The sequence below is a fragment of the Paraburkholderia sp. LEh10 genome (genome assembly GCF_017814945.1).
Classification (GTDB): Bacteria; Pseudomonadota; Gammaproteobacteria; order Burkholderiales; family Burkholderiaceae; genus Paraburkholderia.
Window position 1 is genome coordinate 45,046 of sequence record NZ_JAGIPX010000039.1, and the last position, 13,053, is coordinate 58,098.

13 protein-coding genes and 1 pseudogene are annotated in these 13,053 nt (G+C 62.0%); 10 read left to right on the forward strand and 4 right to left on the reverse strand.

The annotated features are described in order from the left end of the window. Nucleotides 1–25: 25 nt before the first annotated feature. Nucleotides 26–301, forward strand: coding sequence for a DUF1488 domain-containing protein (locus J8I87_RS27795; RefSeq protein ID WP_209935291.1), 276 nt, complete (start codon nucleotides 26–28; stop codon nucleotides 299–301). On the opposite strand, the gene J8I87_RS27800 is transcribed toward J8I87_RS27795, so the two are convergent. Further along, nucleotides 195–1,856 (reverse strand): AAA family ATPase, encoded by a 1,662-nt coding sequence (locus J8I87_RS27800; RefSeq protein ID WP_313066287.1) that lies wholly within the window; start codon nucleotides 1,854–1,856, stop codon nucleotides 195–197. The two genes, J8I87_RS27795 and J8I87_RS27800, sit on opposite strands and share 107 nt — an antisense overlap. A 528-nt stretch (nucleotides 1,857–2,384) precedes the next feature. Then, on the reverse strand, nucleotides 2,385–4,007 hold the full coding sequence (gene groL / locus J8I87_RS27805) for a chaperonin GroEL (protein ID WP_209935295.1): 1,623 nt from the start codon (nucleotides 4,005–4,007) through the stop codon (nucleotides 2,385–2,387). A gap of 632 nt (nucleotides 4,008–4,639) precedes the next feature. Between groL and J8I87_RS27810 the strand changes: the two genes are divergently transcribed. The 4 genes from J8I87_RS27810 (at nucleotide 4,640) to J8I87_RS27820 (ending at nucleotide 6,428) form a co-directional block, all read left to right on the forward strand. Beyond that, entirely contained in the window at nucleotides 4,640–4,993 is a 354-nt protein-coding gene (locus J8I87_RS27810; RefSeq protein WP_209935296.1) for a hypothetical protein, read from the forward strand. A 240-nt stretch (nucleotides 4,994–5,233) separates the two neighbouring features. After that, nucleotides 5,234–5,398 (forward strand): BON domain-containing protein, encoded by a 165-nt coding sequence (locus J8I87_RS46055; protein ID WP_313066292.1) that lies wholly within the window; start codon nucleotides 5,234–5,236, stop codon nucleotides 5,396–5,398. Beyond that, complete coding sequence (locus tag J8I87_RS46060; protein ID WP_313066294.1) at nucleotides 5,395–5,775, forward strand: BON domain-containing protein; 381 nt, start codon at nucleotides 5,395–5,397, stop codon at nucleotides 5,773–5,775. Before J8I87_RS46055 ends, J8I87_RS46060 begins: the two co-directional genes overlap by 4 nt. Before the next feature lie 215 nt (nucleotides 5,776–5,990). Continuing rightward, a complete protein-coding gene (locus J8I87_RS27820) occupies nucleotides 5,991–6,428 on the forward strand; it encodes an Hsp20/alpha crystallin family protein (protein WP_209935297.1) in 438 nt (145 codons plus the stop codon). 150 nt (nucleotides 6,429–6,578) lie between these two features. Here J8I87_RS27820 and J8I87_RS46375 read toward each other — a convergent pair. Then, nucleotides 6,579–6,685: pseudogene (locus J8I87_RS46375) on the reverse strand (rhomboid family intramembrane serine protease); the annotation flags it as partial. A 264-nt stretch (nucleotides 6,686–6,949) separates the two neighbouring features. Here J8I87_RS46375 and J8I87_RS27825 point away from each other — a divergent pair. The 3 genes from J8I87_RS27825 to J8I87_RS27835 all read left to right on the forward strand — a co-directional run bounded on the left by J8I87_RS27825 (nucleotide 6,950) and on the right by J8I87_RS27835 (nucleotide 8,366). Then, nucleotides 6,950–7,600 carry a BON domain-containing protein gene (locus J8I87_RS27825; protein WP_209935298.1) on the forward strand — a complete coding sequence of 217 codons (651 nt, stop codon included), beginning with the start codon at nucleotides 6,950–6,952 and terminating at the stop codon, nucleotides 7,598–7,600. A 102-nt stretch (nucleotides 7,601–7,702) separates the two neighbouring features. Beyond that, a complete protein-coding gene (locus J8I87_RS27830) occupies nucleotides 7,703–7,903 on the forward strand; it encodes a hypothetical protein (protein WP_409518811.1) in 201 nt (66 codons plus the stop codon). A gap of 253 nt (nucleotides 7,904–8,156) precedes the next feature. Further along, nucleotides 8,157–8,366 carry a poly-beta-hydroxybutyrate polymerase N-terminal domain-containing protein gene (locus tag J8I87_RS27835; protein ID WP_313066302.1) on the forward strand — a complete coding sequence of 70 codons (210 nt, stop codon included), beginning with the start codon at nucleotides 8,157–8,159 and terminating at the stop codon, nucleotides 8,364–8,366. A gap of 21 nt (nucleotides 8,367–8,387) precedes the next feature. Here J8I87_RS27835 and J8I87_RS27840 read toward each other — a convergent pair whose 3' ends face one another. Then, the gene (locus J8I87_RS27840) at nucleotides 8,388–9,752 is read right to left on the reverse strand and encodes an MBL fold metallo-hydrolase RNA specificity domain-containing protein (protein ID WP_209935301.1); all 1,365 of its coding nucleotides are present in this window, start codon (nucleotides 9,750–9,752) and stop codon (nucleotides 8,388–8,390) included. 307 nt (nucleotides 9,753–10,059) lie between these two features. On the opposite strand from J8I87_RS27840, the gene J8I87_RS27845 reads away from it, so the two are divergent. Both J8I87_RS27845 and J8I87_RS27850 read left to right on the forward strand, forming a co-directional pair. After that, entirely contained in the window at nucleotides 10,060–10,587 is a 528-nt protein-coding gene (locus tag J8I87_RS27845) for a carboxypeptidase-like regulatory domain-containing protein (RefSeq protein WP_245254198.1), read from the forward strand. A 4-nt stretch (nucleotides 10,588–10,591) separates the two neighbouring features. Continuing rightward, on the forward strand, nucleotides 10,592–13,042 hold the full coding sequence (locus J8I87_RS27850; protein ID WP_209935302.1) for a cation-translocating P-type ATPase: 2,451 nt from the start codon (nucleotides 10,592–10,594) through the stop codon (nucleotides 13,040–13,042). The last annotated feature ends 11 nt before the right edge of the window (nucleotides 13,043–13,053 follow it).

Below are 13,053 nucleotides of genomic sequence, written 5' to 3' on the forward strand. Positions count from 1 at the left end.
TTGCGATCCACGTGGAGTTGTTGCCATGCAAATATCGTTTCCTTCCTGTCGCCCTGATTATTGCGCGCGCGACCTGGTGTTGACGTTTCCCGCGCTCGTCGATCACCAGTCCGTGCAATGCGCAATTACGGCAGAAGCGCTCGAAGATCATTTCAGCGCGCGGTCGCTGCGAGAAGAAGACCTGTGCGACGCGTTCACTGCGCATCGTCATGATATTGAGGTGGCTGCCCGGCGGATGCTGAACGAGGTAGGCGGGAAGCCTGTTCTGCTGCATAGCGGCTATTTTCGCTTTTGCACCTGACCCGGCGGATATCGGAAGCAGGTTCGGCGGCGGGAGAAGACATCAGATCGAGTACCGGTCTCCAGAAGGCAGGTTCCTCGAAGGCCTCGACGGGAACGACGGTATCGAAGGCGAACGTCTGCGCCGTTTCGGCGCAGGTCAGCGGTTCGGCGGTGGCGAGTTGCAGTGACAGCGTGGATGTATCGGCGTCAGAGGCATCACGCTGGTTGCGCTGACGTGTGCTGATACGTTCTGCCAGGACGTCGGAGGCGGCGCAAAAATCCAGCACGCGCATCGGTACGCCCAGGCGCTTCCCCAGCGAAAAGAAGGTGCTGCGGTGGCGATGCTCCAAAAAAGTCGCGTCGACGATCACACTGTAGCCAGCCTGTAGAACAGAGGTTGCGAGGCAAAGCAGATGGTCATAGACGGCGTGTCGCGCTTCCGTCGTGTAGTGCGTCGCGTCAAGACGGATATCTGCCGCGGCTATCGATTCGAGACGCTTGCGTTCGACATCGCTGGACAGACACACGGCGCCGCTCAAGTCGGCCAGTGCACGGCTGGCGACCGATTTGCCGGAACCCGAAAAACCATGACACAGCAGCAGGACGGGCGGCGGCTTTCGCGTCTCGGCTGCGGCGATCTCTATGTAGCGGGCGGCGTCGCGCGCTGCGGCGGTGGCTTTCGGATGTGAGCCGCTCTCGCTGTATAAATATGCGACGAGCGCCCGAACCAGCGCGCGATATACGACACAGAGCGGCATCAACTCCAGTGCCGCGTAGTCGCCCGATGCTTCCAGCCAGCGGTTCAACAGCCGGTTCGACAGACGCGCGCCCGCGCGCGCATGCAGATCCATGACGAGAAATGCAATGTCGTTGGCGATATCGATCCAGCGCAGCGCGTCGTCGAAGTCGATGCAGTCGAACATCGATACCTCGCCGCGCCAGCGCATCACGTTGTCGAGGTGCAGATCGCCATGACAGGCGCGCACGAAACCGTTGGCCCGGCGCCTGTCTATTGCCTCCGTGCGTTGCGCGAGTTGCCGTGCGCACCAGACAGCGATCTCACGCAGAGCCGGCTCGCCGCAGCCAGCCTGAAGGGATGCATTGACGGCGTCGACCTGCGCCTTGAGTAGCGCGGCGCTGCCGTACCGGGCAAGAGGCGCGCCTCGCGGCGCGTGCTGATGCCAGGCAGCAAGTCTATGGGCCGCGCGATCGACATCGCGCGGCGACAGCGCCCCGCTTCGGGCGAGACTGGAAAAAAGCCCGGATTCGTCGAAGCGACGCATCTTGACTGCGTGTTCGACTGCGCGGCCCCTCGATTCGAGCGTGAGCGTACGTCCACGGCGCTCGATCGGGAGCACGCCGAGGTAAAGTCCCCGCGTAAGCGGTCGGTTCAGCCGCACCTGGGCCTCGCAGCAAACTCGCCTTGCTTCTGCCGCCGTGAAATCCGCGAATCCCGGCGCGACGGGCTTGATGATCTTGTATGCGAACCGGCCCGCGAGGTACACGATCGAGATATGCGTTTCTATTCTGGTGATTCGCCCAGCCGGATGGCGATAGGTGCACGCTCGCTGCATGGCCGAGTCGACTCCCCGCACCTGTCGTCGCGCGGCCCGAATGCGGTTCGTGCCATGTAGTGTGCTTGAATCCGTTGAATGGGCGCGTCGTTTAGTCGGCCTGCATATGAATGGTTGGGTCACGCCTGCCTCCTGTCGCGGGTTGGCCTGTTCTTGTCTTGCCTGATCGGCATGCTCGACGCCGCGTCCTAAACTTCACGCCAGAAGCCGCACAGAGCCGGATGGACGGCGTCGCGCCAGCGCGACCCGGTGGAAAAGGTCATAGTGATTGCACGCCGGAACAGTAACCCGACGCTCGGCTATGCGCCGGAAGCCACCGCTGCCGCACATATTCCCCTTGTCGTGCTAGACCGGCCCAACCCGCTGCGCGCGGACCGCTTTGGCGGTCCCCCTTCGCCGGACGCTGGGCGCGAAAGCGCATTGGAGGCAGCATGACAAGCAATGACGCGACCGCGGCGAGCAGAAATAGCGCCGCGCCGCGATATGGCGCACCGCGAGCCACGGGCGGACGGCGCTGCGGCAGGGCGTTCATGCAAACTGCCGGCCCCGGTCGCCGCGATCTGCGCCATCGGTGCGATCCCTCGGCGGATGCACGATCATGCAATCGGTGGTCAGCAGGAGCGACGCCACGGAAATGGCGTTCTGCAAGGCGGTGCGCGCCACCTTGACGGGATCGACGATGCCGCGCTCGATCATGTCGGCATAGTCGCCGTGAGCGGCATCGTAGCCGAATGCGTCGCCCGCTTCGGCGACGGCATGGACGACGGCCTGAGCATCCGCGCCGGCGTTTTGCGCGATCTGCCGCAGCGGCGAGGCAAGCGCGTCGTGTACGATCCGTGCGCCGATTTTCTGCGCCTGTGTCTCGCCGTAGCGTTCGAGAACCCGGCGCGCGCGCAGCAGCGCGACGCCTCCGCCCGGCACGAAACCTTCCTCGACGGCGGCGCGCGTCGAATGAAGCGCATCTTCGAAGCGGTTCTTCCGTTCGCGCAGCGCGGTTTCCGTTGCGGCGCCTACCCGGACTACGGCGACCCCGCCCGAAAGCTTGGCGAGCCGCCGGTTGAGGTTCTCGCGCTCGTATCCGTCCGCGGTTGCGTCGATGCGCTTCTTCAGTCCGGCTATGCGATCCGCGACGCGCGCATGATCGCCATTGCCTGCCACGATGGTCGTCGTGTCGCGCGTGATTTCAATGCGCCGCGCGGCACCGAGATCTTCGAGGGTGGCGTTTTCGAGCGTGCGTCCCGTCTGCGCGGAGACGACGGTGGCCCCCGTCAGGGCCGCGAGATCGGCCAGTTGCTCGGTGCGGCTCGCACCGAAGCCGGGCGAGCGGATCGCGCAAGACTTGAAAGTGCCGCGCAGATGGTTGACGACGAGCGTTGCGAGGGCTTCGCCTTCGATCTCGTTGGCAATGACGAAAAGCGGCTTGCCCGTTCCCATGACTGCTTCGAGGATGGGCAGCAGTTGTGGGATCGACGAGATGTTCATATCGCACAACAACACCCTCGGTTCGTCGAGCACCACATTGCGCTGGTCTTCGCCGAGAAAGAGCGGCGAGACGAAACCCCGATCCAGCAGCGATCCGTCGACCGTTTCGAGTTCGTCATCGAGTTTGGAGCCGTCCTCGATACTGATCGCACCTTCTTTCCCGACGCGCGAGACTGCGTCGGCCACCAGCGTGCCGATGCTCGCGTCGCCGCTCGCGGAAATCGTCGCGATCTGCCGCATTTCTTCAACGGTCGAACACGGGCGTGCGAGTCTGTGAAGTTCCGCGATGACCTGTTTGCCCGCGTATTCGATGGCACGCTTGAGGGCCATCGGATCGTGCCCTGCCGTCACGCATTTGTTGCCTTCGACGACGATCGCCTGTGCAAGCGTCGTGGCAGTTGTCGTGCCGTCTCCCGCGACTTCGCTCGTGCGGGTTGCGACCTCGCGCAGCAACTGCGCGCCCATTTCCTCGTACGGATCAGAGAGGTCGACCGAGCCCGCGACCACCACCCCGGAGTTTGCGACGAGCGGCGCGCCCTGCACGCGCTCGACGATCACATTGCGGCCGCCGGGGCCGAGCGTGACCTTGACGGCTTCAGCGATCGCGTTCACGCCGTTGAGCAGCAACTGGCGTGCGTCCTGATGAAATACAAGCGTCTTGTGTGACACGGCAGACCTCCGCACGCGTTGGCCGATAGCGCATTCAGAGCGCAACGGTAATGGACTGTCTGCCTATTTAAGTCGCCGCGGGCGGGAAACCGGTTGATCTGCGTCAATCGGCACGGGGCGATTGACGCAGAACATCATGAAGCCGGACACGCCACTCCTCGTTGCCCTGAGAGACCATGATGCCCATACAGCGTCCTTCGCGCGATGCGCGCAAATCGCCCCGATGGTTCGATCTGGTGAGTGTCGCGCGCACGACGTTCTTCGGTCGCTATACGCAATTTCCGTCGTCATGCCCTGCACTGTCAGGAACTGCAGTACGACGACCATAATGTAGCTCCGCTTTGGCTTCATCGATTCCCGCGATGTCATCGAAGGTAATGCCTGTCTCGTTCTGCACCGAATATGACCGTTGCCGCGGCCCATCTTTGTGTACTGTTGCAAACCGCCCGTGCGCCGCCATAGCAGATTCCACATGAAGAACATCGCCAGCAATGGCACCGCCCAGGACAGCAGCATGCCCGGCCACGCACTGTCGACCCCGCCCGAATAGCGGATGCCTGTTGCGGTGAGGTGTCAGCCAAGCTGTCATCGGCGACGCGCACCGTCGTGACGCGCCATGGCTCGCCGTTCCTGTGCGCGGCTATCGCGTCGGAGGCCGGCAGCAGCGAAGCGGCGCCCGGCATCTTCCAGAAGCTCGTTGCCGCCAGGCAGGTCGCCGACCTCGAGGTGACGCCTACGCGCATCACGGGTACGCTCAACGAAATTCGGCGGATGCTCGACGAGGCGCACGTGTCAAAGCCACGCTCTCCAACCAGCGCGCGACGCTCGAGTGCATCGCCCGGTTGCTGCTCGAGCGCGAAGTGCTCGATCACGAGATGCTGCAACGCGCGATCGACGGCAAATCGAAGACGTTCGAGCAGGTCGAGGGCACGCGTACCGAGGCGGATGTCGATGCCGGACAGGACGAGGAGTCGTGTTCAGGATGAAAGCCGTCTCGCGCGCGATGTCAACGTGCGTGTTGCGCGAGAAGGGAGGCCCGCGGGGAATTCGCGTCAGGGTCCGACGTTTCGGCTTTCTTCACACGCGCGCGATTGACATGAATCAACGGCGCGGCGTCGGGTATCGCTACGCTGAAAGCATGCCTTCACGATGCAGCGAGTCGTTAAGGCGGGAAGGTAGCAGCGGTCATCTTCGATCGGAACAGGAGAGATTCGATGAAGAGTGACATGCAACGGAAAAACGATGTGGAGCAGGAACTCGAGTGGCACCCGTCGATCAACGCGGCGGGTGTCGGCGTCGAAGTACATGATCGAATCGTGCCCCTCGCGGGGCATATGGGCAGCTCCGCGGAGAAGCTCGCGGCTAGCCGGCACAGCGCGTCTAGGGCGTGAAAGGCGGCGGCGTCGAACTCGACGTGCGCGTGCCGACCCAGGATCGACGCAGTGACGAAGAGATCGCTGCCGTCGTCCGGTCCGTTCTGGAATGGACGGCGGGCTTGTCGAAAAAGAACGCGAAGGTTACGGTGGAGAAGGGCGTCGTGACGCTTTCCCGCGAAGTCGACTGCGGCTATCAGATGAAGGTCGCCGAAGACGTTATGGACCGCCTCCAAGGCGTGCTGACGGTCGTCAACCAGATCGACGTGCGAGGCAACACAGGCGCCGCCGATATCGCCGGCAAGATCAGCGCCGCGCTGACGCGCCGTGCACAAGACGAATCGCGACATATCGAGGTCAGCGTGAATGACGGCACTGTGACGCTAAGGGGATAAGTGCGTTCGTCCTTGGAGCGATCGATTGCCTGTCATGTCACATGGTCTGCACCGCGCGTGCGCAACGTCGTCGACCATCTGTCGATCGGGGCGTAGCAAAATTCCGCATGAAATCGCGTTGCTGGGGCCATCGCGCCGCAGACACGCTGTGAGCCGGCTTTAGAGGTCGGACAATCGGGGCCATGTCCTGGCCTGCTTACTGAAGGAGAAGTGCAATGAGCAATCTGACGCGTTTTGACCCGTTCTCACTCGACCCGGTCGTTTCGGATCTGTTCCAGGGTTTTTTCCGGCCCATGCGGTCCATGGCGACGCCTCAGGACGCCGAGCTTGCGTCAATGAAGATCGACGTGACGGAAAACGATGGCGCCTATACGGTGAAGGCCGATCTTCCGGGCCTCGACAAAAAGGATATCGACGTGCACATCGACGGGCGCATCGTGTCGATCAACGCGAAGGTCGAGCGGAACAAGGAAGAAAAAGAAGGCGAGCGCGTGATCCGGCGCGAGCGGTATTCCGGCGCGTTCAGCCGCTCGTTTTCGCTCGCGGGCGAGGTAGATGACGCCAAAGCGACGGCCGAGTACAAGGACGGTGTGCTTTCGTTGAACCTGCCGAAAAAAGCGTCGACCGACCAGAAGCGCCTGACGATCAGCTAATGCGCGAAGGGCGCTTTTCTTGTCATGGCGCGCTTTTCGACGGTCCTTGTGCCGCGAACAAAGAAGAAGTTGGACGGATCTACGGGGGAATTCGAAAACGGGCCTGAGTTCCGGGCCCGCTTTTTCCTTGTTTATCCGCTTTGCTGCTGAGAACATGAACAAGCCGAGCATGCTGAACGCAAGATGTGCGCAAGATTGGCGTGCAGCGCACTGTAAGTCACGAGTTGCCGCACATGGAAAACAGGGGCGCTCGCGTTCGCGGGATAAAGCGGCACAGCGCAAGGCGGTCGATCAGCGACGTGCGGCTTGCCGTTTCGACCGCAAATGCAAGCACATTCAGTGCAGTCAGAAACAGTGTGATGGTGCCGGGCTTTCCGGAGCATGGGCATGCGGATCAGGCCGGTATCAGGTTAATGCCGAGAAGTCCGGCATGCTTGATCTGTATCAGTCCCATCGTCCGCCCGCGGGCCGAAGCTTCTTTCTGGTGGCGCGAGCCACGATTCACATCGAGGAGATGCGTGATGAAATCAGACCGCCAGTTGAGGAAGGAAGTCGAGGATGAACTCGAGTGGGATCCCGCCGTGACAGCGACGGACATCGGGGTGGAGGTGACGGATCGGGTGGTCACGCTCTCCGGTCATCCTCCAAGCTACGCCGAGAAGCTCGCCGCCGAAAAGGCGGCGCATCGTGTGGCGGGTGTGAAGGCTGTCGTGGTGGACATGCAGGTCCGGCTGCCGCAGAAGGACGAACGCACCGATGAAGACATCGCCAGTGCCGTACACGATATCGTGCACTGGACAGTGGGCCTGCCGGATGATTCGGTAAAGGTTCAGGTCGAAAAAGGGTGGGTCACGTTGACGGGCACCGTGGACCGGGCGTACCAGGCCCACATCGTCGCGCGCGCGATCAGCCACATGCGTGGCGTGCGCGGCGTTGGCAACCGCGTCGAAGTGCGTGGCCACGTCGCATCGGAAGACATCGGCGCACAGATCGCTCAGGCGATGCAGCGCCATGCGGACCGCGAAGTCAAACACATCGGTATCGATGTCAAGGATGGAACAGTCACCCTGACGGGTAAGGTCGGCTCTTATGCTGAGCGTGCCGTCGCAAGAGGGGCCGCGTGGAGCGCGCCGGGCGTTCGAGCCGTGGTCGACAATCTCGTTGTCGAATGACATACCGCCTGTCGCCGCCGCGCCTCTTCGTAATCCGCGACGGCGAAAGAATAGGAGCCCGTGATGACTTTGTCGGGAAACGTGCAGGAAGGAGCATGGTCCGTGAACGTGCAGACTGAACCGGTTGAAGATGGCGGGTATCAGTCCACGATCCAGGTCAGGCATTCATCGCCGAACGGTGACTTCGAACATACCTTTCGGCTTGGAAAAAAGTTCAGCACAGAACGGGATGCCGTGCTGGACGGATTGCGTGAGGGGATGGTGTGGATAGGGCTGAAGATGGCGCGGACCATCAAGGTGTGAAAGTTACACGTGTTTTTTGTGCCTCGACGCAAGTCAATATTCGATTTCATGCCCGCATAACGTAGGCACGGGTCACTAGCCGGATCAACCGAACGACGATGGCAACGCTTCCCCTCGCGGCCGACGATAAGCTTCAAACACTGCCCGAACATACGGTTCGACTCACGACGCCCGCGTCTGCGTCTCACGTTTCCCGAGGCAATGCACCGGGCCGCGCCCAGATCGGTTGTCACGGAGGAGGCCGATCTCGCCCGTGCTTTCACGTAACGCGCTTGACCGCGCGGCGCATGCCAGCGTCGCCGCTCTGACGGGCGGCCTGTCCCCGACGTCCGTGGCGCTTGCCTTCATGGATTGGGCCTGCACATGGCAGTCTCGCCTGGGAGGTTGCTGGAGCTTTCAAGCGAGGCCGTATTGGCGAGCGCCGAGGACGTGTTCGAACGATAGTTGCCGACTGCGCCTATAGCGACGTCAAGCGTAGCGCGCGTCATAGCGCCTCGAGTTCAACCGTTTGTTGATCGACGGGCACCTCGCACGTCCACCCGAGTGTTTCGGAGATTCGACGCCGCATCGCGTCTGCCGCCGCGGGTTCGCCATGTGTGACGAACGTGCGCATGGGCGGGTCAGTCAGATTCGACATCCATTGCAACAGTTCGCGGTAGTCGGCATGTGCTGAAAGCGAGGCAATCGACTGGACGCTTGCCAGCACGCGTACATACTCGCCGTGCAACTTGATGGGACTCTCGTGAGCGGCGAGGGCGGCGCCGCGTGTGCCTGCCGCCTGGAACCCCACCAACGCGAGCGTGTTGCGAGGATCCGGCGCGTACAGGCGTAAATGATGCAAAACGCGGCCGCCCGTCGCCATGCCGCTGCCCGCGATAATTACCATTGGACCGTGATGCGACGCGATCGCCTTCGACTCTTCGACGCTTCGGGTCATGATCGCCACCTTGTCAATCGCCTGAGCCTCGGAGATAGTCAATCGGTGTTCGTCGAGGTATTTCCGGTAAACCTCCGTGACGCTCGTCGCCATCGGGCTGTCGAGGTATACGGGTACGTTCGCCATGCGTCCCGTCTCTTTCAGTTTCGCAATGTAATAGAGAATCTCCTGCGCGCGCCCGACAGCGAAGCAAGGCATCACGACGACGCCGCCTTTCGCGAAGGTCTTGCTGAACATCTGCGCAAGCTCGTCTTCTGGATTCGACTCCGGGTGCAAGCGGTCACCATAAGTCGACTCGACGACGAGATAGTCCGCGTGCGCAAGCGGTGCGGGTGGACGCATGATGGGATCGTTCGGCCGTCCCACGTCGCCCGAGAACGCCAGCACTTTGTGATTCCGGCAGATCACCACGCTCGCGGCGCCGAGGATGTGACCGGCGGGCAAGAAGCGAAAGCCGAATCCATGTTTCAGATCGACGGGATGGTCGAAAGGGCACGGCGCCAACAGGCGCAGCGCACGCTCCGCATCTTGCATCGTGTACAGCGGCAGCGCCGGGTGATGCTTCGAAAAACCGTGCCGGTTCGCAAAGTCGGCTTCTTCTTCCTGCAGCCGTGCGCTGTCGCGCAACATGATCTCGCAGAGCGCGGCTGTTCCCGGTGTGCAATACACGCGGCCGTTGAAGCCATTGCGCACGAGCAGCGGCAGATAGCCGCTGTGATCGATGTGCGCGTGCGTGAGTATCACCGTATCGATGGAATCGGCGGGCACAGGCAGCGGCGCCCAATTGCGCATCCGCAAGTTCTTGACGCCCTGAAATAGCCCGCAATCGACCAGGATGCGGAAGCCGGGCTCCTCGAGCAGATATTTCGACCCGGTGACGGTCTCGCTCGCGCCGAGAAAGATGAGTTTCATGGGGTCTCCATGCGTGCCGACGTGTTCGTCAATTGCAATCCGTTTCAGATTGAGCCCATTGACCTAGGTCATGTCTCGTTCGGTCGTAGAGGCGGCAAGAGCGAAATCGCTGTGTCCCGATGCGCCATGGTCACGCTTGATTTAGGTCAATCGCATGCCTGATGCGAGTGTTAGCTTGATGTCAGTGTAAGTTGTCCGTGAAGATGGCAATGGTCAGATTGATTGCAGCTGGATGTGGATTCATCGCATTCCTGGCCGTCGTTGCACTTGCGGTGACTACTACGTCATCTGGAAGAACGCCGACTGATTGTTCGTCGCGCCCGATTCACCGGAGGCCGAGTCCAATATGAACATCCACAAACAGGTTGTTCTTCCCCTCTCAATTCTTCTTGCCTTTGGCACGGCGTGTATCGCCGCGTCTGCGCAGTCATTGCCGGAGGCGGTCAGCACAAACGGTGTGTTGTACATGACAGGCGGCATTGGACAAGACGAGGCGAACGCATTTATGTCTCTCGCGCCTCGCTACAGCCTGCGCATGATGTTCACGTCGGCAAATGGCAGCTATCTCGCCGATGTTAATGTCCGGGTCGCCAACGCGAACGGCAAGCCGGTTCTCGACACGCGCACCGAAGGTCCGTTCCTGTACATCATGCTGCCTGCCGGGCGCTACCGTATCGTCGCCAATGCGGGGCGATCCGATGTGGGGAAGTGGGTGGACGTGCCGCGCCGTGGGGGCGTGGATCTGCACTTCTCGATGGAGGAACGCGTGCGACGCGACAAGGACGCGACCTGCGGGGATTGCCGCGCATCGACGTATCTCCGGCCGTCTGCGTGACTCCATGAGACGCGAGGAAACGGCATCGGGTCTGACGACCGTCGAAGTGGCCGCGTTGCAGGCGAAGTACGGGCCGAACGTCATCACGTCGTCGCCAGAGAGGCTATGGTGGCGCACCGTGCATGATGTGCTCACAGAGCCGATGCTTCTTCTGTTGCTCATTGCCACCGCGCTATATGGTCTGTTGGGTGATATGCCGCAAGCGATGACCCTGCTCGCATTTGTCGTCGCAGTTGTGTTGCTGACCGTCTTTCAAAGTCATCGGACGGCAAGCGTGCTGCGGGCACTGCGCGATCTATCCGCGCCACGTGCCGAGGTGTTCCGCGACGGAAAGCGTGACTCGGTGTCGGCGGCGCAACTCGTTCCGGGCGATGTCGTATTCGTCCAGGAAGGGGCGAAGGTGCCCGCCGACGGCACGCTGATGGAAGCGCATGAACTGAGCATCGACGAATCGCTGCTTACGGGAGAGTCAATCGCAGTCGACAAGAGTCCCGGCAGCGCCGGCGGTATGCCTAAAGGCGCCGCGTCGAATATGCTTTTTTCGGGGACGATGGTGGTTCGCGGACAGGGCTGCATGACCGTCACTGCGATCGGGTCGCAAACGCAACTCGGACTAATCGGCATGCAGCTCGCCGATGTCAAAGAACCTCCATCACCGCTGCAACTCGAAATCCGCACGTTCGTCAGGCGCTTTGCCACGCTGGCGCTGATCATCTGCGCATCGTTGGTGCTCGCATACCGCTGGCGCACCGACGCTTGGCTTCCGGGGCTGCTGGCGGGTATCACGCTTGCGATCAGCCTCCTGCCCGAGGAACTGCCCGTCATCATGACCGTGTTCATGGCACTGGGTGCCCGCCGCATCGCGAATGAAGGCGTGTTGACGCGGCGGCTGAGCGCGATCGAGACGCTGGGGCAGACCTCCGTGCTGTGTGTCGACAAGACGGGCACGCTGACGCAGAACCGCATGTCAGTCCGCACGCTCTATGCAAACGGCGAGGAGACGTGGCTGACGAACGACGAACCTGGCATCACGCAGGCGTTCCATGAATTGATCGAGTATCTGGTGCTCGCGAGCGAGATCGAGCCGCTCGATCCGATGGAGCGCGCGTTTCATGAGGCGGGCCACACGTACCTCGCAAACACGGGCCGCTTGCATCAACATTGGTCGCTCGTGCAGGAGTACGCGTTGACGCCCGAGTTGCCAGCCATGTCGCATGTATGGCGGTCGTCCGAGCAAGGGGAGAATCTGGTCGCCTGCAAGGGTGCCCCCGAAGCGATCTGCACGTTGTGTGACATGCAGCCCCAGCTTGCCCACGCGTTGCTGGAGCGTGCGACGCGTATGGCTGAGAAGGGGCTGCGTGTGCTCGGCGTTGCCAAGGCGCGTCATGACGGGGAAAGATGGCCCGACGGCCAGCGCGATTTCAATTTCACCTTTGTCGGCCTGGTCGGCCTGCTTGATCCCGTGCGCCCGGATGTCGCGGACGCAATTGCCGAATGCAAGGCGGCAGGTGTGCGGGTCGTGATGATTACGGGCGACTATCCATCGACGGCCCGTGCGATTGCCACGGAAGTCGGCATCGACGCAGCACGCGTCGTGACGGGCACCGAACTTGCCGGAATGCACGAGACTGCCTTGCAGCGGACAATACGCGAGTCGAATGTGTTTGCACGCGTGACACCTGAACAGAAGTTGCGGCTCGTGGAGGCGTTCCGTCGCGCCGGTGAAGTCGTCGCGATGACGGGCGACGGCGTCAACGATGCGCCTGCGCTGAAGGCGGCGCATATCGGCATTGCGATGGGGCGGCGCGGTGCTGAAGTGGCACGCGAAGTGGCCTCCCTGGTGCTCTTGCGGGATGACTTCTCGCCGATCGTGTCGGCCATTCGTCTTGGCCGCCGCATTTACGGCAACCTGAAGCAGGCAATCAGCTTTACCATCGCTGCGCACATTCCGATGGTCGCCGCAGCGACGATTCCCATTGTGGTGGGTTGGCGCCCGATGCTTGGCCCGGTTCACATCGTTGCGCTTGAACTGATCATCACCCCGGTTTGTTCTATCGTCTTCGAGAACGAGCGGGAGAAGCCCACCGTGATGCGTGAACGGCCAAGGCGCGTCGGCGAGAAGCTGATGACCAACCGGGCGCTCGCAACCAGCGTGACGCTGGGATGTGCTGTCGGCGCTGTCGTCGTGTTCGCCTATGCGATGGTGCTCTCGCTCGGGTTCGATGCCGTTGCAGCCCGCACGGTCGCCTTCCCGCTGCTCGTGTTGGGAAACCTCGGCATCATGTTCGGCGTTCGCCTGCTTGCAAGGGGGGCGGCGCCGCATCCTCTGCGCGATGCGAACGCTTACGGATGGGTTGTGGCCGGGTTTGCGTTCATTGCGTTAGCCGCACTGTTGACGATGCCCGCTGTCGCGACAGTGTTCGGTATGCGCACGGTATTGACCGGTCTGACATGAAAGCGGGCGAG